This window comes from Streptomyces sp. NPDC054932 (assembly GCF_053610205.1).
Genome location: NZ_JBSGXU010000091.1, coordinates 1 through 24,292, shown reverse-complemented (window position 1 = coordinate 24,292; position 24,292 = coordinate 1). Strand labels below are relative to the sequence as shown.

Genomic DNA, 24,292 nt, shown 5'->3' with positions numbered 1-24,292 from the left:
CTCAAGCGGACTTGAGGTCATAAACCTGGGGGCATGACTTCGCCCCTGCACATCGCACTCGTCGTCGGCAGCACCCGCGAAGGCCGGTTCGGCCCGACCGTGGCCCGCTGGTTCGAGACCGTCACCGCGCGCCGCACCGACATCGAACTCACCGTCGCCGACCTCGTTGACGCCGATCTCCCGGCCCACTGGACCCCCGACCCCACACCGCGCGGACGAGCCTTCATCGAACGCCTGGCCCGGGCGGACGCCTACGTGATCCTCACCCCCGAGTACAACCACTCCTTCCCCGCCTCGCTCAAGCAGGCGATCGACACCGCCGGGCACGTCTGGCGGCGCAAGCCCGTCGGTTTCGTGTCCTACGGCGGGCTGTCCGGCGGCCTGCGCGCCGTCGAACAGCTACGCCCCGTCCTCGCCGAGCTCCACGCCACCACGGTCCGCGAAACAGTCAGCTTCCACCAGTTCCCCTTCGACGAAACCGGCCGCCCCCACCATCACCAAGAGGCCGAACAAGCCGCAACGACGCTCCTCGACGACCTCCTCTGGTGGGGGCAGGCCCTGAGAACCGCACGCCACAGCGACAAGACGTCCGGCGAAGCGACATGACAGCCACCCATGGCGCCCCGGGAACCGCCCCGCGCACGAGGCCGGGACGGCGCCGGGATTCCGGTGGGCTCTGCCACCGGGCGTACCCGGCCGTCAGGTGCGGACCGCACGTGGCAGGCCGGGTGCCTGCAGCGCCTCCAGGCGCGCCTGCACCAACTGCAGATATCGGGGATCCAGTGCGGGCAGCACCTGCAGTACGGCGACCAACCCGGGGCCCGACTCCACCGCCTGACCCCGCTCCCTCACCTGCGTCCAGCAGTACAGGGCACCCGCGGCCGCAGCATGCACCTCGGCAGCGGCCACGCCCTGACCTGCCAGACGCACCCGGCACGCTCCGGTCCACAGCCCGGTGGCCAGCGCGAAGTCACCCGCCATCCGCGCCAGATCAGCGCGGATCTCGGTCCACTGCACGGCCTCGAACGAGGAATACCCGTACGCCTGCCCCGCATGCTCCTCCCAGGCCCGGGCAACGGCCGCCGCCTCATCGTGGCGGCCTCCGACGGCGAGCGCATGGATGTACGGCCGCGGGTCCCCGCCTCCCTCCCCGCCCGGCGGTCGCAACCGCAGCTCCTGCACGTCCTGTGGCTGCGGCTGATGTTGGTGGGGTTGGTGTTGGCGGGGTAGGTGTTGATGTTCGTGTTCGTGTTCGTGCGTCGGCTGTTGCGGACCCGGGCGCATACCCAGCTCACGCGCCGTAGGCACGACCAACGCACCCGGCGGAAGACCCGCAGCACCCGCCGCCAGCGCATGCAACTGCACGTCGGACGGTCGGACCGGGGCACGCCGCAACTGATCGATCCAGTGCCGGGTGTAACCGCTCACCGCACCGCTGCCCCCCGCGAAACCCGGCGGGCACACCACCCCGTAGACCTCGGCGCGGGCAACCGCCGGCAGACTCCCGTACTCACCCAGCAGCGGCCACGCCTCCCTGTCAGCCGCAAGATCGACGACGACCGTCGTCAGGCCGGCAGGCCGCCCCCGCAGCTCACCACTCAGCCACTCCCAGGGCACCGCCGTATAGCGCACGGACGACGCGCTCGTTCCGGCCAGCGCCAGGTACAGACGGCGCCCCCGACGATCGGCCGTCAACCGCCCCGACACGTACAACAACAACGGACCCGGGGTCGCCGCGGCCACCCGCAACCGCGCCAGCACCGTGTTCGGATCCCGCACCCCGTCCAGACACACCGTGTCCGTGGGAAGCCCGCCGCTCAACAGCACCGACGCCGGCACCATCCCGAGCGCCGCAAGGTTGGCGCTCGGAGCCAACTGCACCGCACGACGCCGCACCGCAGCATCCCCGGCTATCAGCAGAACATGCCCCCGCCGCTGCCCAGCTCCATCGAAGAACATGAGCAGACCGTACTCACCCGACCCCCACCACGCCCAACCGACGACCTCACCCGCCACCGGGACACCCGGCCCGGTGCACGGCCGCCTGGTCTACCCTCGGTCGGATGATCGAACACGTAAACCAACTCGGCGTCACCCCACCCCACACCGGGCCACCCCCCACCGGCACCACCGCCGTGGTGTGGTCCCTGGACACCACCCTCCACACCGTCGGCGGTCACCCCACCACGGACGCGGACACCGTCCTCGACACCGGCGAGCGCGAGAAGGCCGCCCGCCTCCTCCTCCCCGGCGCACGTCACCGCTACATCACCTCGCACCTGGGACTGCGCATCCTCCTGGGCAGCTACCTCCGGCTCCCCCCGCACACCGTCCCCCTCACCCGGGAGACCTGCCCCTGCTGCGGCGGCCCCCACGGCCGTCCTGCCGTCACCGGCAGCCCCCTCCACTTCTCCCTCTCCCACAGCGGCGACCTCGCCTACATCGCCCTCGCCGCCCACCCCGTCGGCATCGACATCGAACAGACACCCGACACCAACACCGTCACCGACATCATCAACTCCCTCCACCCCACGGAAACCACCGAGCTCAACGCCCTCACACCCCCCGAGCGCCCCCAAGCACTCGCGCGCGTCTGGACCCGCAAGGAAGCCTGCCTCAAAGCCACCGGCACCGGTCTCGCCCAAGGGCTCGTCCATCCCTACGTGGGCACCCACCCCACGCCCACCCAACCCCCCGGCCACGTCCTCACCGACCTCCCCACCCCCGCCGGCTACACCGCCGCCCTCGCCATCACCCACCCGCAGCCCCCCGCACCGTGACCACCACCATGACCGCCGTCCCAGGCGGACCCGTCACCCTGACCGACCGTCGTACCGCACGCACCTGGACCGTCGACGTCGCGCCGTTCCGGCTCGCCACCCACCCCGTCACCCTGGCCCAGTACACGCAGACCACCGGAGCACAGCCCGACGCCCCGGCCCGCGAAGCGGACACCCGACACAGCGGACGGCTGCCCGCGGACAACATCTCCTGGTGGGACGCCGTCCACTACTGCAACGCCCGGTCCCTGCAGGAAGGGCTCGCACCCGCCTACCGCCTCCCCCGCACCACCGAAGACACTGCGGGCGGGGACATCGAGTGGGACCGGTCCGCGAACGGCTACCGGCTGCCCACCGAAGCCGAATGGGAGCGCGCCTGCAGGGCCGGCACCTCCGGACCCCGGTACGGCCCCCTGGACGACATCGCCTGGCACCGCGGCAACTCCGACGAGCGCATCCACGACGTCGGCGGCAAACAGCCCAATGCCTGGGGCCTCTACGACATGCTCGGCAACATCTGGGAATGGTGCTGGGACCTCTACGACCCCGAGGTGTACGGCTCCTACCGCATCCTGCGGGGCGGCTGGTACGACGAGCACTGGAGCTGCCGCGCCTCCGTACGCCGCCGCAGCCACCCCACGCTGCGCATCGAGGACGTCGGACTGCGCCTCGCACGCAACGACGCCCCCTGACCCGCCCCGCAAGGACAGGGGCAGCGGCAGGGGCTGGGCGCAGCGGGCACGCCCCGGGGCCCGCACCCGTACGCGCGCCTCAGGTCCGTTCCCGGCCCTCCCCCTCCAGCAGGAGCCGCTTCTGCGGCTTGCCCATCGCGTTGCGCGGGACCGCAGCGATGAAACGGACCTCGCGCGGGCGTTTGTGCACCGACAGGTGCGCCGCGACGAAATCGGTGAGTTCGGCGCCGGTGACGCCCTCGGCGACGACGAACGCCACGATCCGCTGGCCGAGATCGGCGTCCGGGACGCCGACCACGGCCGCCTCACTCACCCGGGGATGGTCCAGGAGCGCGTTCTCGACCTCGCCCGCGCCGATCCGGTACCCACCCGACTTGATCATGTCCGTGGAGGCCCGGCCCACGATCCGGTGCACGCCGTCCCCGTCCACGGCAGCGATGTCCCCGGTCCGGAACCAGCCGTCCTCCGTGTAGGCGGCGGCCGTGGCCTCCGGCCGGCCCAGGTAGCCGGAGAACAAGGTCGGCCCGGTCAACTGGAGTTCACCGATCTCGCCGCCGGGCTCGGCGGCGATGCGCGTGCTGATACCGGCGAGCGGGGTACCGACCGCACCGGGACGGACCTCGCCTCCCGCCCGCCCGCTGACCGTGATCAGCGTCTCCGTCATCCCGTACCGCTCAACGACCCGGTGCCCGGTCAGACGCTCCAGATCGCGGAAGACCGGCGCGGGCAGGGCCGCGCTCCCCGACACCAGCAGGCGGGCACCCGACAGCGCGGCGGCCGCCCCCGGCTCGGCCGCGATCCGCGACCACACCGTGGGCACGCCGAAGAACAGGCTCCCGCCCGCCGCCGCGTACGCCTCCGGCGACGGCCGGCCGGTGTGCACCAGACGGCTCCCGGTACGCAGGGCTCCCAGTACGCCGAGGACGAGCCCGTGGACGTGGAACAGCGGCAGCCCGTGGACCAGGGTGTCCTCCGCGCTCCACTGCCAGGCGGCGGCCAGCGCATCGAGGTCGGCGGTGATCGCGGCAGTGCTGAGGACCACTCCCTTGGGGGCGCCGGTCGTCCCGGAGGTGTAGAGGATCAGCGCGGGATCCCCGGGCCCCGCCGTGCCGGACCCGGACGCATCCGGCGCCGCGGGACGGGAGGCGGACGTACGGCGGGCGAAGTCCACCTCGATCGGACGGGCACCGGAATCGCGCAGGATGTGGTCGCGTTCGGCCGGCCCGGCGTCGGGAGGCAGCGGTACGCAGGGCACTCCCGCGAGCAGTCCGCCGACCACCGCGGCAACCGTCTCCAGCGAAGCGGTCGCGGTCACCGCGAAGGCCGGGACCCGGCCTTGGAGGAGATCTGCGGCCACGGCTTCGGCCGCACCCAGGAGTTCCTCGTACGAGGCGGTGCGGCCGGCGACGGTGACGGCGTCCGCGCGGTCCCCGAAAACGCCGGTGAGGGCAGTCAGCATGACGGCGGGCTCCGATCGACAACGGGCAGGAACGACCGGGCCAGCCTACGGGCGCACCGAGGCCGCCGTCGTCCTGCGCACGGCCGGTCCTGACGGCCTCATGGCCGCGCCCGCCCGTCCTCGTCCGCCCGCATGGACAGGGGCGGGATCCTGCCGAGCACGACGAGCCGATGGCGTACGGCCATGACGACCACCGCCGTTGCGACGATGACCACCCCGCCCAGTTGCAGGATCGCGTCGTATGCCTCCTCGGGCGGCCGCTGCGGCGTCATGGCGGAGATCGCCGCCGCTGTCCCGGCGAGGGCGATCGCACCCAGCGTGACCAGGAACGTCAGCAGCACGCCCGACGCCTCCCCCGCCCTGGCCGGTGCGACGACCTGTTGGGTCGCCACGCTGGAGAACGTCCAGCCCAGCCCGAGGCCGAGGCCGCACCACGCGAACACCGGCACGTACAGCCACCATGCGCCGACCTGTGCCAGCGCGTACATCCCCGTGCCCGCGACGGCCCCGGCGAGCGCCATCACCGCGGTCGGCCGCATGTACCGGGCCAGCCGCGCCCCGAGCGGCCCGCTGACCGCCACCAGCAGGGCCGGGGCCAGGAACACCGTGCCCGCCATGAGCGGTGAGAGCCCGCGTACGTCCTGGAGGTAGAGCGTGGCGAGGAAGACGGTGACGCCGTAGCCCATGTTCGCGAGCGAGCCCATCCCGGTCACCAGAACGTACGGGACGTTGCGGAACAGCCGCAGATCGACCAGCGGGTGCCGGGCGCGCCGCTCCCGTACCAGGAACAGCCCGCCGGAGACCACGGCCAGGCCGAAGCAGGCGAGCGTGCGTGCGCTCGCCCAGCCCCAGGCGTCACCGCGCTCCACGGCCAGGGTCACCGCGGCCAGCGAGCACACGATCAGGGCGCAGCCGAGGAGGTCGAGCTCGCGGGGCACCGACGTGTCGCGCGAGTCCGGTACGTACACGAGGGCGGCGAGCAGCGAGAGCAGGCCGAGCGGCGCCATCAGCCAGAAGATCCAGCGCCAGCCGGGCCCCTCGGTGAACCCTCCGCCCACGAAGGGCCCGAGCGCGGTCCCGATATTGGCCACGCCGAACACCGCGCCCAGGGCCCTGGCCCGGCTCTCCTCGGGAAGACGAACGCCGCGCCCACCCCCTGCGCGATGCGGGCCGCCACCAGCAGGCCGAGTCCGGGAGCCAGCGCGCAGCCCACGGAACCGGCCGTGAACAGGGTGATGCCGGCGAGCAGGGTGCCGCGCCGTCCGAAGACGTCGCCCACACGGCCGCCGACGATGAAGAAGCAGCCGATGGCGAGCATGTACGCGGAGAGGGTCCACTGCGCGGCCGAAACCGTGACGCCGAGCTCCGCCGCGATGCCGGGGATGGCGAGGTTGAGGGCGAAGAAGTCGAGCTGGATGCAGAACAGCGCCACGGCGACCGCGACGAAGGCTCCCGTCCTCCTCCGCGCGGCGGGCGGTGACTGAGCGCGCATGAGGGCGTTCCTCTCGGCCGGACGCAGTCGGGACACCGCTCGAGGGCTGCAGGGCCGCCGCGTGCCTGCCCTCGTCCCATTGTGGAGCGGCCGGCTACGGTCCGCAGTCCGGCCGCGGTCGCGGACGCTCGGCGCCCGTCTACGGCCGTTCGAAGAGCTGGAGCACGCCGCCGAGCGAGAAGCACAGCGCGCCGGTCAGTGTCGCCCAGTTGGCGACGCCGGCGTTGACCAGGCTTCCGGTGGCGGGCCGGGTGAAGGCGGCCAGCGCCGAGATCATGAACAGCACCGAACCGATCTGATTGACGGCCACGACCCACCACCCGAGGCTGCGCGAGCGGAAGCAGATTCGGGACCGGTGACAGATCTCGGCGAAGGCGAGATGGCCCGACACCAGGAACAGCAGGCATCCGATCACATCGGGGGTCCAGATCAGCCGGTTGACCTGCTGGGCGGTGAGGCCCTGCAGGAAGGAGTCCAGCAGGTTGACGCCGAACACGAGGGTCCCGGTGAACAGGACGAACGTGCTCAGCCAGTCCAGCCGCATCGGCTCGTACCCCCACCACCGCCAGCCGCCGGTGGCCAGGAAGCCGCCCCCGGGGGCGTGGCGGGGCGCGTTCAGCACCTGCAGGAGCGAGACGTAGCCGCCCGTGTTGAAGAACAGGCCCCCGGCGAAGTAGACCCATGCGCTCTGGAGCGGGTCGCCCGAGCCGAACTGGGCGATCGCGGCGCCGAGGGCGAAGAGCGCGCCGCCGATGACGAACGCACCGGAGGCGACGGTGTTGAGCCTGCGCAGGCGGCGCAGTGCCTCGGGGTCGGCGGCCGAGGGCCGGGCGGCCGTGTCCTGCGGACCGCGGACCGACAGCGTGCCGCGCTTGCGGGCCAGCCGCGAGTCCCAGACCACGGTGTCCCCTGCGGGGCGCTGCCAGGTCCGCCGGGTCGTGAACGGTCCTGCGCCTTCGACGAGCTGCTCGGGCTGTCCCACGGCCCGAGCCTAGTGCCGGGGACGGCGAGGGGCGGGCAGCGAAACGTACGCTCGATCGTCACGCCGGGCGTGCCCCGGCGGGGTGTGCTCCCGGGAACCGGTGCGTGCGTGGGAGCAGCCCCTTGTCCGTGGCGGGCACCCCAACGGCCCGCACCTACCGACAGGGGTCAGTCGGCCGTGAGTGGGGCCGCTCGCACCAGATCGGCGCGCCACATGACGATCTGGGTGGTGCCGGACCCGTACCAGCCGGTGCCGAGGCCGAAGGACAGTCGCGGGTCTTCACGGGTCCACCAGGTGAGCCGGGACCGGTCCTGGGAACCGACGCTGTACGGCGCGGAGGTGATCACGGCGGGTTTCCCCTGGTGGGTCCAGGTGACCAGGTGGTCGAGCCAGTCGTGGTCCGGGCCGCTGCCGCCGTACTGCGTGCACGCCCACGGCCTGCACCGGCTGCTGCGCCGGCGCTGGAGCCAGCGTGGGCAGCAGCCGGACTGGCTCTGCTTGAGCCCGAGGGACTCGGCCCAGGTGGTAATCCGGTGCTGGGCGGCCTGCCGTTCCGCGACCGCCGCCTCGTACCGGGTGAGGGCCTCGTCCGTCCTCGTCCTGGGGGGAGCCGGTTGCTGCAGCCCGTACGGCCAGCGCACATGTCCCCCTTCCCTGCCGAAGACGGCGGCGGCCCGGTCTGCCAGGGACCGGGACCGATGGGCGGGTGGGCGAACTGCCGCGGCTGCCGCGGCCCGTGGCTGCGCGGGCGCCGGCGCCGTGTGCAGTGTGTCGTAGCGCTGCCCCGGAACCCGTGCGTCGGGCTGAGGAGCCCTGCCGATGTCGCGGTGGTAGTGCCGGATCGCGGCGTCCACGCGTGGGGCGTGCATCCGGTTGACCGGGTCGTCGGCGGCAGCGGCCTTCCCCGTATCGGCGCCGGTGTCGTCCGCCCGGGCCGACCGGGCGTTCTTTCGGGGCGCGTTACAGGCTTCGCCGGGTACCGCTCCACAGCGGAGGCAGCGCCGGGCGAGGGCGTACTCGGACAACGGGGGAAACCAAGTGGTCACTCTCCGACCATAGAGGTGTCGGCCCGGCCGCACCGCGCACGGACGCGCGGGGAATTCAGCCGTCGCCCTGGCCTCGAGCTTCCGGCGCCGACCGCACAGAATGGTTCCAATGCAGCACATCGAGTTCTTCACCTACGCGTCCGCACGGCAGTGGGGGATCCGCGTCGACGGGTCCGACCTTCGGGTCCATGCCGCTGATGCCACCCGCCCCCTGTGGCAGCAGGAGAAGAGCCGCTACGAGCGGACGCCGGAGGACACGGAGGACTTCCTGTTCCACCAGTACTACGGAATGGCGGAGTCCGACCTGCTTGACCCCGTGCCCCACTTCCTCGGCGACGCCGCCCCGAACCTCCGGCACAGGGCGACGGACGCCACCGTGGTGCTGGGCTGCTCCTGCGGCATATGGGAATGCTGGCCCCTGTTCGCCCGCATCACCGCGACCGCCGAGACCGTCACATGGTCCGCCTTCCACCAGCCCCACCGCCGGGCCTGGGGCAACCTCCCCATGGGACCGTTCGTCTTCTCCCGGCCCGCCTACGGGTACGCGCTCGCGCACGTCGTCCACCTTGCCGAGGACCCCCTCACGGCTCTGCCTCCGCCCGGCACGAAAAGCGGGACGTGATCTCCGGGCGACGGTTCAGGCAGCCGTCGGCCGGGCCGGACGGGGCTGCGTCCGCAGGGCGGGCAGCCGGGCGCAGTCCTCAGGTGCGGCCAGCCTCTCGGCAGCTCGCCGAACCATCAGGAGTCGGGCTCGGCGGCGCGGCTCCGGGTCCCCATCAGGTGGGTGTCGATGTACGAGGCGAGGGCGAGGGCGTCCCGGGGAGCGTCGGCCTGGAAAGTGACGCGGCGGAGCAGGCCGACCCCGTCGAGGGTGACGCCCTCGCGGGCGAGGACGAAGAGCAGGGCCAGGAAGGCGGATCGGGCATTGCCGTCGTCGAACGGGTGGAAGAAGCAGACGTCGAGGTAGGCGCGCGCGGCGCGTGCGGTCAGCGGGAGCGGCCGGGCGTCGTCCTTCGTGGCCTCGGCCAGGCAGGCGTCGAGGCGCGCTCGGGTGTCCGGGGCTATGCCGTAGCGCTCCCTGCCCCGCTTGGCGAAGGCGGGCAGCTCCCGGAAGGCCGGTGGCAGGGGCGTGCCCAGGACGTGCTGCTGCCAGCGGCGGAGCATCTCGAAGTCGAGGGTGGCGCCGTGCGCCGCTTCGGCGCGCAGCAACTCCAGGGCTGCGAGCATGCCTTCGGCCCGGGCCGGGTCCAAGGCCCCGTCGAAGGTGCGGATGTCCTCGGCAGCGCCGTCACGTGACGGGGTGACCGGTTCCTCCCCGCCCTGGTGCCGGGCTTCCTGCCACGGCACGGTCTCGCGCACGGCGAGCCAGCTCTGCAGGGAGTCCGGCTGCGGCGCCGACGGGGTGGGCCGTGAGCCGGCCTGCGGCTGCAGCGATTGGGCGAGCCGCTCCGCGACGCTGCCGACCAGGACCGTGTCCGGTCCGGTCCAGCTCTTGAACCGGCCGCCGATCGCCTCGCCGACCAGATCCTCCGCGAGGGCGGGTCCGATTCCCCAGTGGCTGAGGAACCAGGTCAGTACTTGACGGCAGTGCCCGTACCAGCCGCTGCCGCAGCCGGTGCGGTCGACGACCTGGAGGATCAGGTTCCGGGCGGCGCTCTCCCACAGGATCCGCTGGTCCTCGACCGAGCTCAGGTCCAGCGGGTACCTCTCGAACCAGTCGGCGAGGCTCTCCAGCCAGGCGCGCCATTCGCAGAGTGCCGCGACGACGCGGTCGAGCGTCTCCTCCGAGTTGGTGATCGAGTGCGCGGGACAGCACCAGTTGCCGACCGGGCCTCCGTCGAAGTCCCCTTCGTCGTGCGCCCAACGCCACCCGGCGACCCACGGGCCGTAGTGGACGGCCAGGGCATGGGACATGGCATCGGCCCACACCCTGCCCCGGTCCCAGTTCCAGGCGTTCATCGCACGGTCGCCGGGGCGGAGGTCGGGGCGCTGCGGCACACACCGGGCGGGCCCCAGCGACCGCACCACCCGCGCCGCCGAGGCACTGTCGAAGGGGTACCGGGCGGGATCCACGTCGTCCCAGCTCAGGTAGGCGGGAGCCAGCTCAACGATCATCGCGCAAGACTGCCTCTCCACCGGAACCCGTTCAAGTGGATTTGTTTCGCGGGCCCGACGGACCCGGTGGCGTCGGCCGTACCGGGTGTCGGCGGACGACCCGCTCACCCGCACCGGGCCGTGTCAGTCGTGCGGGGCCTCGCCGGTCACGCGGTGGTCGGCGTGGCTCAGGGCTTCCAGGACGAGGCGGCGCAGGTGCCCGTCGCTCAGGCGGTAGAACACGAACCGGCCCTCCTTGCGTCCCTCCACCAGGCCGGCCAGGCGCAGCTTGGCCAGGTGCTGGCTCACCGCGGTCCGAGAGGCGGTGCACCGCTCGGCGAGTGAGCCCACGTCGGACTCCTCAAGGGCCAGCAGCCACAGCAGGTGGAGCCGGGTGGCGTCCGAGAGGAGTGCGAATACCCCGGCCGCCTCGGCCAGGCGGGCATCGTCAGGCGTACGCAGATGCGTATGCGCGGCAACGGGGGCTGGTTCGCTCGTGGACATGGGAACAGGGTAGGCGCACGATCACTCCATCATGTGCGCACGTGCGCACATGATGTCGTATGTTGGATGGGTCAGCTTCCGCTCGCGAAGGACCTCCACATGCTGTCCGTCCTGCGCAACCGCACCTACCGCCATCTGCTCACCGCCCAGGTCATCGCCCTCATCGGCACCGGGCTGGCCACCGTCGCCCTGGGGCTGCTCGCGTACGACATCGCGGGCGCCCGGGCGGGCTCCGTGCTGGGCACGGCCCTGGCGATCAAGATGGCGGCCTACGTGGCGATCGCTCCGGCGATCGGCGCCGTCTCCGGCCGCCTGCCCCGGCGCACCCTGATGGTCGGCGCCGACCTGATCCGGGCGGCGGTCGCCCTGACCCTGCCGTTCGTCGACCAGATCTGGCAGGTCTACGTCCTGATCTTCGCGCTCCAGGCCGCCTCGGCCGCCTTCACCCCCACCTTCCAGGCCGTCGTCCCCGAGGTGCTGCCCGAGGAGGGGGACTACACCCGGGCCCTGTCGCTCTCACGCCTCGCCTACGACCTGGAGAGCCTCTTCAGCCCTGCGCTGGCCGCCGCCCTGCTGGCCTTCATGAGCTACAACTGGCTGTTCCTGGGGACGACGGCCGGCTTCGTGGCCTCCGCCGCGCTGGTGGTGTCGGCGGTACTGCCGAAGTCCTCTCCGGCCGCCTCACGCGGGGAGGGCAGGGAGGGCAGGGAGGGCGGGCAGAGCGGGGAGGACAGGGAGCCCGGGGAGCGCCCGAAGGACACACGGACCACCGGCGCCACCGGTCTGTTCCTCACCACGCCGAGCCTGCGCGCCCTGCTGTCCCTCAACCTCGCCGTGGCCGCCGCCGGCGCCGTGGTCACCGTCAACACCGTCGTCTACGTGCGCGACCACCTCGGGCGGGCCACGAGCGACGTCGCCCTCGCCCTCGGCGCGTACGGCGCGGGCTCCATGATCGTCGCCCTGCTGCTGCCCCGCCTCCTGGACGCGATGGAGGACCGTACGGTGATGTTGCGCGGCGCATTCCTCCTGACGGCCGTGTTCGGCGCCCTGGGCGCCATCACGGCGGCGGGCGCGGGCGGCTGGCGCTGGCCCGCTCTGCTCGCCGCCTGGGCCGCCTTCGGCGCCGCCTGCTCGATGGTCCTCACCCCGACGGGTCGCCTCATCCGCCGCGCGGTGCCGTCCGAGGAGCGCGCCTCGGCGTTCGCCGCGCAGTTCTCGCTCTCGCACGCGTGCTGGCTGCTGACCTACCCGCTCGCGGGCTGGCTGGGCGCGACGGCCGGACTGCAGGCAGCCGTGATCGCCCTGGGCGCGATCGCGTTCACGGCGTCCGTGCTGGCCGTACGCCTGTGGTCCCCCGGCGAGCGCGGCAGCCGGCCGCACGCCCACGCCGCACCGACCGTCGGCCACCCGCACCTGACCGACGCGGACCGGGCACCCGATGGCCGGCGCCACCACCACCCGGTCGCCGATCCGGCGCACGCGCACGGCCCGATGGGCGCGAGCCGGACCCGCAGCTGAGCCCCGGGCGGTGACCGCCCCGCCCGGTCAACCGGCCCCGGGGCGATCGGGCGGTGTACGTCGCGCGTCCAGTCGGCGCAGGGCGATGACGCCCCCGATGCCCGGGACGGCCGACAGTACGACGGCCGTCCGGTCCGAGGCGGTCTCACGGGCCGCCGCGATGATGACGATCAGGTAGGCACAGCCATGCAGGGGGCCGACGACCGAGGCGAGCGCCTCGAAGTGCAGCACGCCGACGTTGACCAGCAGGACGGCCAGGGTGACGAGTTCGACCGGAGCGGAGATCCGCAGGAGCCGGCTGGTGGGATGCACGTCAGGCTCCCGTGGTGGATCCGGGGCGGACGATCACCAGCACGCCGACCCTTGCCCACAGCCGGCTGAACAGCCCTGTGTGCATGCCCGGTTGGCCGGCCGGCACCGCCGCCGCCGGGCCGAACACCGGGGCCACGCTGTGGACGAAGAGGAGGAACGTTGTCACGTTGTTGATCCAGGTGGTCGGGAGCGGAGGACTTCAGAAGGCCGCGGGAACCGGGCCCGCGGCGCGCCAGACCGTGCCGCGGCGCTCGTGGGCGAAGAGCCGCTCCACGGCGTGTGCGACGCGCGGGCCGAGTTCGCGCTCCAGCAGGTAGAGGCCCAGATCCAGTCCGGAGGTGACGCCCGCGCCGGTCAACAGGTCGCCGTCGTCCACCACCCGGGCGTCGATCGCCACCACACCCATCGCGTCGAGCAGGCCGAGTCCGCTGTGGTGAGTGGTGGCGCGGCGACCCGCGATCAGCCCCGCCATGGCGAGCAGCATGGAACCGCCGCAGACCGTGGCGACGGTCGATCCCGGCCGTTCCAGGGCTTCCTTGAGGAGCGCGGGCAGGCCGGTCTCCAGCGAGCGACCGAGGAGCGCGGGAATGGAGTCGGACTTCACCGGGACGTCCGGGTCGGAGAGGTTGCCCAGGGGGCCGGCGGCGCCCGGTACGACGACCAGGTCGGCGCCCTGCGGGTCGAGTCGGGCGGTGGCCCGCAGCGAGATCGGTCCCGCGCCGCCGGGTACGTCTCGCGGGCCCTCCGCGGAGACCAGCTCCACGCGCAGGTTCCCCGCCGTCGCGAGGGAGCCGGCGTGGAGGACCTCGAACGGGGCGATGGCGTCCAAGGGGTCGAAGCCGTCGAACAGCACGATCTGACACAGCATCGGACAGGTCTCCTTGTTCCGGGGAAGGCGCGCGGACGGGGCGCCGGCACCCGACGCTAGTCATGGTCCGCAGCACCCGAAAAGAGGCTGGAATGCCAGCATCCAACGGATTCCCGCCAACTGGTGCATGGAGTGCCTGTGACTCTCCGACCTGCAGGAACATACGCACGTGTACACCAGCGCGCGCATGCCGGTGCCCGCGCATCGCTATGGTTGGGCCATGCATACCGTGGCCGTGCTCGCCCTCGACGGAGTGATCCCGTTCGACCTGGCGACCCCCATCGAGGTCTTCACGCGCACCCGGCTTCCCGACGGCCGCCCGGCGTACCGCGTCCGCGTCTGTGCGGCCGCCGAGGAGGTGGACGCCGGAGCCTTCTCCCTGCGCGCACCGTGGCCGCTGACGGAGCTGGCCGAGGCGGACACCATCATCGTGCCGGGTACGGCCGATCCCGCGGCACCCGTATCCGAGGAGGTCCTCGACGCGCTGCGGCAGGCCGCCGCGCGGGGAACCAGGATCGCCTCCATCTGCGTGGGCGCCTTCACACTGGCCGCCACGGGCCTGCTCGACGGACTGCGCGCCACCACGCACTGGTCGGCCGCCGAGCTGCTGGCCGCACTCCATCCGGCCGTCGAGGTGGACCCGGGGGTGCTGTACGTGGACAACGGACAGCTGCTCACCTCGGCCGGGGCCGCCGCCGGACTGGACCTGTGCCTGCACATGATCCGGTGCGACCTCGGCTCGGCGGTGGCCGCGGACGCCGCGCGGCTGTCCGTCATGCCGCTGGAGCGCGAAGGCGGTCAGGCCCAGTTCATCGTGCACGACCAGCCGCCGGCCCCACGCGGATCGCGGCTGGAGCCGCTCATGCTCTGGATGGAGGACAACGCCCGGCGCGACCTCACCCTCGACGAACTCGCCCTGCAGAGCGGCATGAGCGTCCGAACCCTCAACCGGCGCTTTCGCGAGCAGACCGGCACCTCACCGCTGCAGTGGCTGCACCGGGCGCGGATCCGCCGGGCGCAGCATCTGCTGGAGACCACCGCGCACCCCGTGGAACGGATCGCCGCGCAGGTCGGCTTCGGCTCCCCCACCGCGTTCCGGGAGCGATTCAAGCGCCTCACCGGCACCAGCCCGCACGCCTACCGGCGGAGCTTCCAGGCACAGAAGGCGCCGTAGCGGCGACGCGTTCCCGCCGGGGGACGCGTTCCCTCCAAGAGGTGACTTCGGTGGGCCGTCCGGCCGCCCGCCCGGGCGCTCCTCGCCCGGCGGTGACGGGGCCGGGGCCTGCGGCTCGCCGTACGGCCGCGCCGGACCGTCCTGGGGGTCGGGTGGGTTACGGTCCGTCACAAGATCTTCGTGTCACGCGGACGTCCGACCAGCTTCCCCGGAGACCACCGTGTCCCAGCTCCCCCGCCCCGTTCGCGCCCGGCGACTCCGCGTGGCCGCCGTGGCTCTGGCCCTGCTGGGCGTGTTCCTCGCCCCCGCCGCCGTCCCGTCGGCCGCGGCCCCGCGCTTCCCGGCCGGAACGGGTTCCGCTCCCGCCGCGACGACGCCGGTGGCGCCGGGCGGCACCGCTGCGCTGACCGGGTACGCGATCCGGTCGACGGCCGAAGTCCCCGACACCGCGGCCGCCGTGTCCACACCCGGCTACGCGACGACCGGCTGGCACCGGGCCGGGCCCCGCTCCACCGTGCTCGCGGCCCTGGTCGCCGACGGCACGCACCCCGACCCTTTCTACTCCACCGACCAGCAGCGCATCCCCCGTGGTGACTTCGCCGTGCCGTGGTGGTACCGCAGTGACTTCACGCTTCCCGACACCGCGGAGCGCACCTCCCTGGACTTCAGCGGAGTGATCTCCGCGGCGGACGTGTACGTCAACGGCCGGCAGGTCGCCTCCGCCGCCGAGGTGGCCGGTGTGTACACGCGGCACGAGCTCGACGTCACGGCGCTGGTGCGGGCCGGCACCAATACGGTCGCCTTCCGGGTGCGGCCCAATGATCCGCGCAAGCACCTCACGCTGGGCTGGCTGGACTGGCTGCAGCCGCCGCCCGACGCCAACATGGGCATCGTCCGTGATGTCCTGGTGCGCCGCCGGGGGGCCGTGTCGCTGCACGACGCGCACGTGGTGACCCGTCTGGACGCCGCCCCGTCGCCCCTCACGCCCCCGGCCTCGGTCTCACCCCCGGCCGAGCTGACCGTGAAGGCGCAGGTCCGCAACGACTCGCAGGAGACCGCCACCGCGACCGTCACCGCGGCCATCAGCGGCACCGGGATCGTCCTGCGCCAGTACGTCACCCTGGGTGCCCGTGAGACCCGTACGCTCACCTTCGCCCCGGACCGGCACCCGCAACTGCGCCTGGAGCGGGCCGCCCTGTGGTGGCCCGCCGACATGGGCCCGCAGAACCTGTACGGACTCGAACTCACGGCGGCGGTGGCGGGCAGCCGCTCGGACTCGGTCCGTCACTCCTTCGGCATTCGTGAGGTGAAGGCACCCCTCAACTCCGCGGGCGCCCGCCAGTACGTCATCAACGGCCGCCCGCTCCTGATCCGGGGCGCGGGCTGGTCGGCCGACGAACTGCTGCGCTGGGACACCACCGCGGCGGAGGACCGGATCAAGGCCGCACTCGACGCGGGCCTGAACGCGTTCCGCCTCGAGGGCCACATCGAGCCGGATGAGTTCTTCGACCTCGCCGACCGGCACGGAATCCTGACGCTGCCCGGCTGGGAGTGCTGCAACAAGTGGGAGGGAGAGGTCAACCCCACCGGTACGGGCGAGGAATGGAACGCCGCCGACCGTCTCACCGCCCGGGCCTCCATGGCCGCCGAGGCGGCCCGGCTGCGCAGCCATCCCAGCGTGCTGTCCTTCCTCATCGGCAGCGACTTCGCCCCCGACGCGGAGACCGAACGGGACTACCTCGACGCCCTGCGCGCCGCCGACTGGCCCACTCCGGTGATCCCCGCCGCCTCCGACGTCAGCACGGCCCTCAGCGGCCCGTCGGGCATGCGCATGACCGGCCCCTACGACTGGGTTCTGCCCTCGTACTGGTACGACAAACGCGAAGGCGGCGCGACCGGATTCAACTCCGAGACGAGCGCCGGCCCCTCCGTCCCGACCCTCGACACGCTGCGCCGCACGCTCTCACCGGCCGAGCTCGAAACGCTGTGGAAGTCGCCCTCCGCCCCGCAGTACCACCGCTCCCCCTCCGCCACCTTCAACACGCTGAAGCTCTTCAACGACGCCCTCACCCGCCGCTACGGCGCCCCACGGGGCCTGGGTGACTATGTGGCCAAGGCCCAGCTCAGCCAGTACGAGAACGTGCGCGCCCAGTTCGAGGCCTACGCCCGCAACGCCACGGACGCCGACGACCCGTCGACCGGGGTCGTGTACTGGATGTTCAACAGCGGCTGGACCTCACTGCACTGGCAGCTCGTCGACCGCTACCTCGACCAGGACGGCGCCTACTACGGCGCGAAGAAGGCCAACGAGCCCCTCCACATCCAGTACTCCTACGACGACCGGACCGTGACCGTCATCAACCGCCGGCCCGGCGCCGTGTCCGGGCTCAGCGCACGGGTCAGCCTGTTCGGCACCGACGGGACCCCGCGCTACGACCGCACCGCGGGCGGGCTGCGGGTCGGCGGCGACGGCGCGAACACCACCGCACTGACCGTTCCGGCCGCCGTGGACGGCCTGGGCTCCACGTACCTCGTCCGGCTGACGCTCACCGACAGCGCCGGCCGCGAGGTCAGCCGCAACGTCTACTGGCTCTCCACCCGCCCCGACGTCCTCGACCACGATTCCTCCGACTGGTACCACACCCCGGTCACCGCCCACGCCGACCTCACCGGCCTGAACTCCCTCGCGGCCGCGACGGTGACGGCGACCGCACGCACCACGCACCACGCGGGCGGGCGCTCCTCCACCACCGTCACCGTCCGCAACACCGGCAGCGGCAACACGCCCGCCCTGCTGACCGATGTCCGTCTGGTCGACGGCCGGGACGCGCCGGTGCTGCCGGTCCGGTGGGACGACAACCGGATCAGCCTCTGGCCCGGGGAGAGCGCCGTCCTGACGGCCGAGTACCGGACCGGCGACGTGCGGGGTGGCGCGCCGCGGGTCCGGGTCTCGGGCTGGAACACCCCCACCACCCACGTCACCCCGGGCGTGAACTGACACCCGCCGGCCGCGCGTGCCCGGAGGCAGGCAGGCACGGAGGCACGGCAGGGCTATACGAAGGGTCCGCCGAGTCGGCCGATGGCCCCGTAGTACTTGGAGATCTCGACGCGGTAGTCCGGGTCGCCCAGGTGGTGGTCGCGGTGGAGTTCCGGGGCGGACTTGATCTGTTCCTTGGTCCGGTCCACGTGCACCGTGCGCGTCTCCCGGTCGATGCGCGTGACGGTGCCCGCCGGGATCAGGACCTCTTTGCCGAAGATCCATACGCCCGTGTCGACGACCAGGTAAGCGTCCGTGACCTCGGCCGCATGCTTGTCGACCTTGCCGATGCTCCCGTCGGCCGCTTCCACCTTGAATCCGGTGAGGTCCTCCCCGGTCGGGTGGACGATTCCGGACCGGTAGGCCCACATGTCGTCGTGCATGATCACACCACTCCTCAGGTCGGAGGTCGTTCTGCCGGAACTTCTGCTCGGGCACTTCGCCCACCGCCTGCCCCGCACCCCGGACCTCATGCGCCGCCCGCCCGGGAGCAGACCAGGGGCGGGGTGTCGAGGCCGGATCCCAGGCGGAGCCCTTCGATGAAGGCCTCGACGGCCTCGATCGCGGTGGCCGACCGGTCTTCACCACGCTGGTACCCACGTTGCCGGTGGCGCCGGTGACCACGACTCGCATCAGACCCACCTCGGTCTTCGTGACGGGCCGGCCCGTCGTACGCCGTCGGTGCTTCCCCGGCCGGAAGGGGCGGCGGCCGCGGCTCCCGGCGTGAACGTCCGTCGCGCGGCCTCCTCGCGCAGTCCCTCCAGTACGTCCGCCTGCTCCCGCGCGCGGGTCAGGAGCCGGTCGACGGCAGCCCCCTCGAGGTGGCTGTGGGTGTCGGCGATGATGCCGAGCGAACGCCACAACGACGCCTTCCCCTCCACGCCGAGCCGCATGGCCTCCAGTTCCAGGACGTCGCTGAGGGGCGAGCGGCTCACCAGGCGGCCGTTGAGCTTGACCCTGCCCGCCTTCTCGGCCAGGCGGCCCATGACGACCCGGGACCACTGCGCGGGGACGTCGAGGGCGGTCATGATCTCGCGCAGGCTCTCCCGGTCCTCTGCGATCTGCTCGGCGAGCTCGGCCAGGGGCGGTCCGGCCGGTGTACCGCGGTGGACCCGGGCCATGCGGCGGATGAGGCAGACGCCGCTGCTGGCACCCGCAAGGTGGTCGTTGAGGTAGATCGCGAGCAGGCGCTGTGTGTCGGGAGGCGATGGGGAGGACGGGGATTCCGGGCTGACAGGGCGGGCTTTCATGGCGGGGTTCCGATCACTGTGGACGTCCCGGACGCCCACACGGATCCGCGGGCCGCACGCTTCTTCGACCCGCGGCGCTCACGTGGGGCACAGGGGTGACCCCAGGCGTCTGACCAGCCTGCCGCCCTTCAAACCAGGGCGGACCGATCCGATTACGAGGGCGGTTCGCGCACGGTGCGCCGAACTTCCCCGGATACCGCACAAGGCCGGGCCCGCGTTTGACCGGTGGTGCGAGGGGCAGCCGCGTGGCAGAGGCCGATCAGGGCCCGGATGGAGGCGAGCCATGTCGAACAGCATGCTCATCATCGTGATCGTCATCGCGGCGGTCGTGGTCATCGCACTCTGCGTCGGACTGTGGACGATGTCCCGCCGACGCCACTTGCAGAACCGGTTCGGGCCCGAGTACGAGCGCACTGTCGAGGCCGAAGGCGGCCGCACGGCCGGGGAGCGCGAGCTTCGATCGCGCGAGGAGCGCCACGCCGAATTCGAGCTCAAGGAACTGCCCTCGGAGCGGCGTCACCAGTACACGGAGGAGTGGAGCGGCGTCCAAGAGCGATTCGTGGACCGTCCGGAGGGCTCTGTGGGCGAGGCCGACGAGCTGGTCACCCGACTGATGCGCGAGCGCGGATACCCCACGGAGGGGTTCAGCCGGCAGCTGCGCGATCTGTCGGTGGAACACGGACGGACCTTGGAGCACTACCGGGCCGCGCACGACGTCAAGGTGCGCAGCGGTGGGGGCGGGACGACGACGGAGGAACTCCGCGGCGCGATGGTGCACTACCGCGCGCTCTTCGAGGAGTTGCTCAGCGACCAGAGGAGCCGGTGAACATGAGGAACCACGCAGACACTACGGGCAGGACGGCCGGGGAAGACCGGGTCGGGACCGGCTCGGCCGAGCTGACGACGGAGGACATCGCGAACCCCGGGACGGCGGCTGCCGAGCCGGGTGCTCGATCGGACGAAGAGCGGCAGGTGCCCACGTACCCGGGAGAGGCAACGGCTGACACCCGGGACGACGGTACCCCCACGGAGGAGGCAGAAGTCGGACGCGAGGGCGGGGAGCCGGCCGCCGCGGACGAGCCGCTGCTCGGCACCGAGGAGGCGGAGGACTACCGCACGAAGTGGACCCGGATCCAGGGCCGTTTCGTGGACGACCCGCAGGAAGCGGTCACATCGGCGGACGCTCTGGTGGCCGAGGTGATGCAGGCGCTCGCCCAGACCTTCTCCTCGCGCAAGCAGGGACTGGAGGGCCAGTGGGACCAGGGCGAACAGGTGGCCACGGAGGACCTGCGGCTGGCGCTCCAGCAGTACCGGTCCTTCTTCAACCGGCTGCTCAACACCTGAGCCGGTCCGCACCCGACGTCGGCGGTCTGACATGACTCCCTCCGGCGATCGAACCCGGCGGCATCTCGATCTGCCGTCCGACGTCAGCGCCGCCGGCCGGGCCCGCGCCGCGACCCACCGGTTTCTGCACGGCGTCGGCGACGGTGACGGCGGCGGCGACCGCGAGTATCCGGTGCGTCCGGCGGCCGCGGATGCCGCCGCCCTGGTCGTGACCGTCACGGACACCAGCGCGGTCCCGCCCGTCACCCGGCTTCCGCACCTGGGCGGCAGCGGCGGCTGGGGCTGGATCCTCGTCCGCCACATCGTCCGTTGCCACGACCGGCGCACCACACCACTACCCACCACCCACAGCGAAGGAGAACACCATGGGCCACGGCGGTGACGTCATCGCAGAGCTGACCACGGACCACCAGGAGGTGAAGGACTTCTTCCGGGACATCGGGGGGCTGCCCTCCGGGGACCCCCGCAGGAAGGACTGCGCGGACAAGCTGACCATCGAACTGGTTCGGCACTCCGTGGCCGAGGAGGTGTACCTGTATCCGGCCGTGCGCAAGCACCTGCCCGATGGGGACGCCATCGCGGACAAGGAGATCGACGACCACGCGGCCGCCGAGCGGATCATGAAGGACCTCGAAGGGTGCGACGCCGACGACCCCCGGTTCGACGGGCTGATCGACAAGCTCATGACCGAGATCCGCGAGCACATCGCCGAGGAGGAGACCGTTCTCTTCCCGCGACTGCGCGCCACGTGCTCGGCGGCGGCACTCGACGAGCTCGGTGAGAAGGTGCGCAGCGCCAAGAAGACCGCACCGACGCGCCCCCACCCGTCCCTCCCGGACGAGCCGCCGGCCAACAAGCTCCTCGCGCCCGGTGTCGGCCTCGTCGACCGGCTCCGTGACGCGATGAGCGGCCGCGGCAAGGATTCCTGAGCCGCTGCCCGCTGCCTCAGGTGACCTTCGGGTCCGGCAGGTGGATGTCCAGGACGCACACGTCGTCCCGCCCGGCAGGGTGCAGGGCCGCCAGGAGCCGGGGCAACGGGTCGGGGGATCCCCCGCCCATGGCCCTGGCGGCGGCCCCGGCGAGCCGGTCGAGCCCGCGGTCCATGTTCTCCCCGGGCAGTTCGATGAGGCCGTCGGTGTAGAGGAGCAGGTGATCGCCGGCCTCCAGCTGGAGCGTCTCCTGCGCGTACACGGAGTCGAAGGACGCTCCGAGGATGTTTCCCTCCGGCAGGGGGAGGAAGCGCGCCTCGCCGCCGCGGACCAGCAGCGGCGGCAGGTGCCCGGCCCGCACCCAGACGAGTCGCCGCTCCGCCGGACTGTAGCGCGCCATGATCATGGTGGCCGTGGTGGCGGACGTGTGCAGGAGGAGGGAATTGAGCCGGCCCATGGCATCGGGCAGCGCCGAGCCCGTGACGATCATGCCTTTGGCGGTGAAGCGCAGCTGGGCCATGGTGCCGACGGCGTCCAGCCCGTGGCCGGCGACGTCCCCGACGACGAAGAGGGCGTTCTTGTCGGGGAGTTCGATGGCGCTGTACCAGTCGCCCCCGACGTTCACTCCGGTGTCCGAGGGCACGTAGGCGATGTCGACGCACAGTCCGACGAGGTCGATCGACTGTTCGGGGATGGGTAGCAGTGCGTGCTGGAGGCGTGCGGCGATGGCCCGTTCGGCCTGGAGCACGCCCCGCTGGACGAGGACGGCCCGCTCGCTCTCCATCAGGGCGAGCTCGGCGTCCCGCTGGGGGGTGAGGTCCTGGAAGAAGCCGTGCACCTCGACGGGGGCGCCGTAGGCGTCCGTCTCGGCTTCGGCGACGATGCGCAGATGACGTACCCCGCCCGCGCTGCTGATACGGAAGGGTTGATCGATCGGGGTTCCCTCTCCCAGCAACCGCTGCACGGCGTTGGCTAGTGCCGGGAGATCGTCCGGCACGAGGCACTGCGGAAGCTCTTCCAACCTCAAGGGCCCCTGGTCGGGCGACCGGTCGAAGATCGCGTACACCTGGTCGGACCAGTTGATGGTGTCCGTGGCCAGGTTCCAGTCGGCCCAGCCGAGATTGCCCAGGCGCTGCAGGTCGGCCAGTCGGCGGATCTCGCGTTCGCTGGTGTCGTGGCGGATCCACGAGACGATCAGCCGGCCGGCCAGTCGCGTGGCGCGCACGGAGTAGACGGACGTCTCGGGAACCCCGACGGTCACCTCCTGGTACGAGAACGGTTCGCCCTCGTAGGTGGCGCCGGATTCCAGGGCGTCGAGATAGCCCTGCCACAGGGGTGTTCCCGCCACGGTCGGATAGGTCTCCAGGATCCGCCGGCCCACCAGTTCCCTGCCGTGGCGGCCCGCCACGTCCACCGAGTCCGGAGCGGCCGCCTCGATGCGGTAGTCCTCCACCTCGCCCTTCGGTGAACGCAGGGGCGCGAGGAGGATCGCCGCCCCGGAGACGGCATCGAGGATCTTCTGAACGGCGGCCACCTCCGGGTCCGCGGGCCCTGCAGTGCGGCGCTCGAAGACGTGCAGGGGGCCGCCGCAGAGCCGCACGGCCTGTTGGAGCAGGGCCTGTTCCCCGCCGCGGAAGGGGGTCGGGGCCTTCCGGAAGAATCCGATGGCGCAGGTGACCGTCTCGTCGCCGGGTACGGGGATCCATGCGCGCGTGGGCCAGCGGTCCGGCGGCCCGATGAGCCGGTACCTTTCGGCGTCCCGTTCCGGATCGTCCAGCCATCGGGGCTCGCGGGACGTGATCGCCTCCAGGGCGGCCACTCCGGCCAACGGAGGGATGTCGTGCCATTGCGCGGCCAGTTCCTGGTCGATCCCCGAATGGCCGATGAGCTCCAGCCGCCCGGATCCGTTCAGCGTGTAGATCATCACGCCGTCCACCCCGAGGGGGTGGCGCAGTGCCTCGTGCAGGACCTCGGCGGCCTCGCCCGTGCTCCGGGCGTCGGCCAGCGCGGCGGCCAGACCGGCCAGGAGCTCGCGCGGGTCGCCGTCACCGCGTCCGTCGGTGGCATGGCGCAGATAGCGGTCCGGGCTGAAGACGGACCGGGCGCCGTCCGGGGCCGGCCCGAAGCCCGCCGTGCCGGGGGCCGATGCCTTCGGAGGCGCTGCGGTGGGCCGCGACCGGATCCCGCCGAGGGTGATCCAGCACTGTTCCATCAGCGTCCTGCCACCGCGCCCGGCCCGTTCGACCAGTGCCTCGTACGCGGCATCGGCAGACACGCCCTCGCGGGCCATCAGCACGCCTTTGGCCCGCTCCAGCACCGCCGCGGTGGAGGCAAGGCCTTCCAGGTCCGCCACCTCGGCCCGGAGCCTGGCCACGACCTTGGCCAGGGCGAGTACCTCGGGCGACGCACCACCGCTCGGAGGCGTCGGATCCGTCTGCACCCTTCGAGCATGGCACGGCGACCGAATCCGGTGCGGGGCCTGCGGTCGGCCGTCGGCCGAAGTGCCGTCGCATTGCGTGCCGGGAAGCCGATCGGCTACGGAGCGCCACCGCTCGGCTGCTGAGGGCTCGGGCCCTCGCTCCCGTCCAGCTCCGCGAGCCGGCGCGCGGCCTTCGCCGCCGTCCGGCCGGCCTCGGCATGAGCCTGCTCGGCCTGCCGGTAGAGGCGCCGGGCCTCCTCGACCGCTCGCTGAGCCGCCCCGACCCGTTGCCGCAAGGCGGTGAGTTCGTCACGCAGGTCGGTCGCGTCGGCCTCGGCCCGGTCCCGGGCGGCTGCCGCCTCGGCGAGCTGCTCCTCGGCCCGCTGCAGCGC

Annotated in this window: 23 protein-coding genes and 2 pseudogenes; 11 read left to right on the top strand and 14 right to left on the bottom strand. The window is 72.4% G+C overall.

The window, feature by feature from the left end; all coding sequences use genetic code 11:
• The first annotated feature begins 33 nt into the window (after window positions 1-33).
• Window positions 34-606, top strand: coding sequence for an NADPH-dependent FMN reductase (locus ACWGE1_RS23530; protein ID WP_453422461.1), 573 nt, complete (start codon window positions 34-36; stop codon window positions 604-606).
• 93 nt (window positions 607-699) lie between these two features.
• On the opposite strand, the gene ACWGE1_RS23525 is transcribed toward ACWGE1_RS23530, so the two are convergent.
• The gene (locus ACWGE1_RS23525) at window positions 700-1,959 is read right to left on the bottom strand and encodes a hypothetical protein (protein WP_453422460.1); all 1,260 of its coding nucleotides are present in this window, start codon (window positions 1,957-1,959) and stop codon (window positions 700-702) included.
• 104 nt (window positions 1,960-2,063) lie between these two features.
• On the opposite strand from ACWGE1_RS23525, the gene ACWGE1_RS23520 reads away from it, so the two are divergent.
• The gene (locus ACWGE1_RS23520) at window positions 2,064-2,780 is read left to right on the top strand and encodes a 4'-phosphopantetheinyl transferase superfamily protein (RefSeq protein WP_453422459.1); all 717 of its coding nucleotides are present in this window, start codon (window positions 2,064-2,066) and stop codon (window positions 2,778-2,780) included.
• An 8-nt stretch (window positions 2,781-2,788) separates the two neighbouring features.
• On the top strand, window positions 2,789-3,472 hold the full coding sequence (locus tag ACWGE1_RS23515) for a formylglycine-generating enzyme family protein (protein WP_453422458.1): 684 nt from the start codon (window positions 2,789-2,791) through the stop codon (window positions 3,470-3,472).
• Between the two features lie 79 nt (window positions 3,473-3,551).
• Here ACWGE1_RS23515 and ACWGE1_RS23510 read toward each other — a convergent pair whose 3' ends face one another.
• The 4 genes and pseudogenes from ACWGE1_RS23510 to ACWGE1_RS23495 all read right to left on the bottom strand — a co-directional run bounded on the left by ACWGE1_RS23510 (window position 3,552) and on the right by ACWGE1_RS23495 (window position 8,451).
• Window positions 3,552-4,931: an AMP-binding protein gene (locus tag ACWGE1_RS23510; protein ID WP_453422457.1), complete on the bottom strand. Its 1,380-nt coding sequence runs from the start codon at window positions 4,929-4,931 to the stop codon at window positions 3,552-3,554.
• Between the two features lie 98 nt (window positions 4,932-5,029).
• Window positions 5,030-6,423, bottom strand: a pseudogene (locus ACWGE1_RS23505) (MFS transporter).
• Between the two features lie 139 nt (window positions 6,424-6,562).
• Window positions 6,563-7,405 carry a hypothetical protein gene (locus ACWGE1_RS23500; RefSeq protein WP_453422456.1) on the bottom strand — a complete coding sequence of 281 codons (843 nt, stop codon included), beginning with the start codon at window positions 7,403-7,405 and terminating at the stop codon, window positions 6,563-6,565.
• 167 nt (window positions 7,406-7,572) lie between these two features.
• A complete protein-coding gene (locus ACWGE1_RS23495; protein WP_453422455.1) occupies window positions 7,573-8,451 on the bottom strand; it encodes a hypothetical protein in 879 nt (292 codons plus the stop codon).
• Window positions 8,452-8,560: 109 nt separating this feature from the next.
• On the opposite strand from ACWGE1_RS23495, the gene ACWGE1_RS23490 reads away from it, so the two are divergent.
• Window positions 8,561-9,073 carry a hypothetical protein gene (locus ACWGE1_RS23490; protein ID WP_453422454.1) on the top strand — a complete coding sequence of 171 codons (513 nt, stop codon included), beginning with the start codon at window positions 8,561-8,563 and terminating at the stop codon, window positions 9,071-9,073.
• A 116-nt stretch (window positions 9,074-9,189) separates the two neighbouring features.
• On the opposite strand, the gene ACWGE1_RS23485 is transcribed toward ACWGE1_RS23490, so the two are convergent.
• On the bottom strand, window positions 9,190-10,566 hold the full coding sequence (locus ACWGE1_RS23485; RefSeq protein ID WP_453422453.1) for a Fic family protein: 1,377 nt from the start codon (window positions 10,564-10,566) through the stop codon (window positions 9,190-9,192).
• Between the two features lie 123 nt (window positions 10,567-10,689).
• Window positions 10,690-11,049 (bottom strand): ArsR/SmtB family transcription factor, encoded by a 360-nt coding sequence (locus tag ACWGE1_RS23480; RefSeq protein WP_453422452.1) that lies wholly within the window; start codon window positions 11,047-11,049, stop codon window positions 10,690-10,692.
• A gap of 99 nt (window positions 11,050-11,148) precedes the next feature.
• Between ACWGE1_RS23480 and ACWGE1_RS23475 the strand changes: the two genes are divergently transcribed.
• Complete coding sequence (locus ACWGE1_RS23475) at window positions 11,149-12,567, top strand: MFS transporter (RefSeq protein WP_453422466.1); 1,419 nt, start codon at window positions 11,149-11,151, stop codon at window positions 12,565-12,567.
• Between the two features lie 27 nt (window positions 12,568-12,594).
• Here the strand turns inward: ACWGE1_RS23475 and ACWGE1_RS23470 are convergent, their stop codons facing one another.
• From ACWGE1_RS23470 to ACWGE1_RS23460, 3 genes are read right to left on the bottom strand one after another with little or no spacing between them, the layout of a single operon-like run.
• Entirely contained in the window at window positions 12,595-12,879 is a 285-nt protein-coding gene (locus ACWGE1_RS23470; RefSeq protein WP_453422451.1) for a DUF3817 domain-containing protein, read from the bottom strand.
• Window position 12,880: 1 nt separating this feature from the next.
• Window positions 12,881-13,045, bottom strand: a complete 165-nt coding sequence (locus ACWGE1_RS23465; RefSeq protein ID WP_453422450.1) for a hypothetical protein — start codon at window positions 13,043-13,045, stop codon at window positions 12,881-12,883.
• Window positions 13,046-13,078: 33 nt separating this feature from the next.
• A complete protein-coding gene (locus tag ACWGE1_RS23460) occupies window positions 13,079-13,747 on the bottom strand; it encodes a DJ-1/PfpI family protein (RefSeq protein WP_453422449.1) in 669 nt (222 codons plus the stop codon).
• A gap of 220 nt (window positions 13,748-13,967) precedes the next feature.
• On the opposite strand from ACWGE1_RS23460, the gene ACWGE1_RS23455 reads away from it, so the two are divergent.
• Entirely contained in the window at window positions 13,968-14,921 is a 954-nt protein-coding gene (locus tag ACWGE1_RS23455) for a GlxA family transcriptional regulator (protein ID WP_453422448.1), read from the top strand.
• 220 nt (window positions 14,922-15,141) lie between these two features.
• The gene (locus ACWGE1_RS23450; RefSeq protein WP_453422447.1) at window positions 15,142-17,919 is read left to right on the top strand and encodes a glycoside hydrolase family 2 protein; all 2,778 of its coding nucleotides are present in this window, start codon (window positions 15,142-15,144) and stop codon (window positions 17,917-17,919) included.
• A gap of 53 nt (window positions 17,920-17,972) precedes the next feature.
• Here the strand turns inward: ACWGE1_RS23450 and ACWGE1_RS23445 are convergent, their stop codons facing one another.
• Both ACWGE1_RS23445 and ACWGE1_RS23440 read right to left on the bottom strand, forming a co-directional pair.
• A complete protein-coding gene (locus tag ACWGE1_RS23445; RefSeq protein WP_453422446.1) occupies window positions 17,973-18,341 on the bottom strand; it encodes a PRC-barrel domain containing protein in 369 nt (122 codons plus the stop codon).
• A 249-nt stretch (window positions 18,342-18,590) separates the two neighbouring features.
• Complete coding sequence (locus ACWGE1_RS23440) at window positions 18,591-19,208, bottom strand: hypothetical protein (RefSeq protein WP_453422445.1); 618 nt, start codon at window positions 19,206-19,208, stop codon at window positions 18,591-18,593.
• Window positions 19,209-19,491: 283 nt separating this feature from the next.
• Here ACWGE1_RS23440 and ACWGE1_RS23435 point away from each other — a divergent pair, with 283 nt between their 5' ends.
• Genes ACWGE1_RS23435 through ACWGE1_RS23420 form a run of 4 tightly spaced genes read left to right on the top strand, consistent with a single transcriptional unit; the run spans window position 19,492 to window position 21,481 of the window.
• Window positions 19,492-20,034, top strand: a complete 543-nt coding sequence (locus ACWGE1_RS23435) for a hypothetical protein (RefSeq protein ID WP_453422444.1) — start codon at window positions 19,492-19,494, stop codon at window positions 20,032-20,034.
• A 2-nt stretch (window positions 20,035-20,036) separates the two neighbouring features.
• The gene (locus ACWGE1_RS23430) at window positions 20,037-20,552 is read left to right on the top strand and encodes a hypothetical protein (RefSeq protein WP_453422443.1); all 516 of its coding nucleotides are present in this window, start codon (window positions 20,037-20,039) and stop codon (window positions 20,550-20,552) included.
• A gap of 31 nt (window positions 20,553-20,583) precedes the next feature.
• A complete protein-coding gene (locus ACWGE1_RS23425; RefSeq protein ID WP_453422442.1) occupies window positions 20,584-20,934 on the top strand; it encodes a hypothetical protein in 351 nt (116 codons plus the stop codon).
• Entirely contained in the window at window positions 20,918-21,481 is a 564-nt protein-coding gene (locus tag ACWGE1_RS23420) for a hemerythrin domain-containing protein (RefSeq protein WP_453422441.1), read from the top strand. Before ACWGE1_RS23425 ends, ACWGE1_RS23420 begins: the two co-directional genes overlap by 17 nt.
• A 16-nt stretch (window positions 21,482-21,497) precedes the next feature.
• Here the strand turns inward: ACWGE1_RS23420 and ACWGE1_RS23415 are convergent, their stop codons facing one another.
• A complete protein-coding gene (locus tag ACWGE1_RS23415; RefSeq protein WP_453422440.1) occupies window positions 21,498-23,921 on the bottom strand; it encodes a SpoIIE family protein phosphatase in 2,424 nt (807 codons plus the stop codon).
• Window positions 23,922-24,016: 95 nt separating this feature from the next.
• Window positions 24,017-24,292, bottom strand: a pseudogene (locus ACWGE1_RS23410) (hypothetical protein); the annotation flags it as partial.

What these genes read in the sequence shown, in the direction of transcription:
- ACWGE1_RS23530 (WP_453422461.1), top strand. Translation starts at nt 34, where the DNA reads ATGACTTCGCCCCTGCACATCGCACTCGTCGTCGGCAGCACCCGCGAA.
- ACWGE1_RS23525 (WP_453422460.1), bottom strand. Translation starts at nt 1,959, where the DNA reads ATGTTCTTCGATGGAGCTGGGCAGCGGCGGGGGCATGTTCTGCTGATA.
- ACWGE1_RS23520 (WP_453422459.1), top strand. Translation starts at nt 2,064, where the DNA reads ATGATCGAACACGTAAACCAACTCGGCGTCACCCCACCCCACACCGGG.
- ACWGE1_RS23515 (WP_453422458.1), top strand. Translation starts at nt 2,789, where the DNA reads ATGACCGCCGTCCCAGGCGGACCCGTCACCCTGACCGACCGTCGTACC.
- ACWGE1_RS23510 (WP_453422457.1), bottom strand. Translation starts at nt 4,931, where the DNA reads ATGCTGACTGCCCTCACCGGCGTTTTCGGGGACCGCGCGGACGCCGTC.
- ACWGE1_RS23490 (WP_453422454.1), top strand. Translation starts at nt 8,561, where the DNA reads ATGCAGCACATCGAGTTCTTCACCTACGCGTCCGCACGGCAGTGGGGG.
- ACWGE1_RS23485 (WP_453422453.1), bottom strand. Translation starts at nt 10,566, where the DNA reads ATGATCGTTGAGCTGGCTCCCGCCTACCTGAGCTGGGACGACGTGGAT.
- ACWGE1_RS23480 (WP_453422452.1), bottom strand. Translation starts at nt 11,049, where the DNA reads ATGTCCACGAGCGAACCAGCCCCCGTTGCCGCGCATACGCATCTGCGT.
- ACWGE1_RS23475 (WP_453422466.1), top strand. Translation starts at nt 11,149, where the DNA reads ATGCTGTCCGTCCTGCGCAACCGCACCTACCGCCATCTGCTCACCGCC.
- ACWGE1_RS23460 (WP_453422449.1), bottom strand. Translation starts at nt 13,747, where the DNA reads ATGCTGTGTCAGATCGTGCTGTTCGACGGCTTCGACCCCTTGGACGCC.
- ACWGE1_RS23455 (WP_453422448.1), top strand. Translation starts at nt 13,968, where the DNA reads ATGCATACCGTGGCCGTGCTCGCCCTCGACGGAGTGATCCCGTTCGAC.
- ACWGE1_RS23445 (WP_453422446.1), bottom strand. Translation starts at nt 18,341, where the DNA reads ATGCACGACGACATGTGGGCCTACCGGTCCGGAATCGTCCACCCGACC.
- ACWGE1_RS23440 (WP_453422445.1), bottom strand. Translation starts at nt 19,208, where the DNA reads ATGAAAGCCCGCCCTGTCAGCCCGGAATCCCCGTCCTCCCCATCGCCT.
- ACWGE1_RS23435 (WP_453422444.1), top strand. Translation starts at nt 19,492, where the DNA reads ATGTCGAACAGCATGCTCATCATCGTGATCGTCATCGCGGCGGTCGTG.
- ACWGE1_RS23430 (WP_453422443.1), top strand. Translation starts at nt 20,037, where the DNA reads ATGAGGAACCACGCAGACACTACGGGCAGGACGGCCGGGGAAGACCGG.
- ACWGE1_RS23425 (WP_453422442.1), top strand. Translation starts at nt 20,584, where the DNA reads ATGACTCCCTCCGGCGATCGAACCCGGCGGCATCTCGATCTGCCGTCC.
- ACWGE1_RS23420 (WP_453422441.1), top strand. Translation starts at nt 20,918, where the DNA reads ATGGGCCACGGCGGTGACGTCATCGCAGAGCTGACCACGGACCACCAG.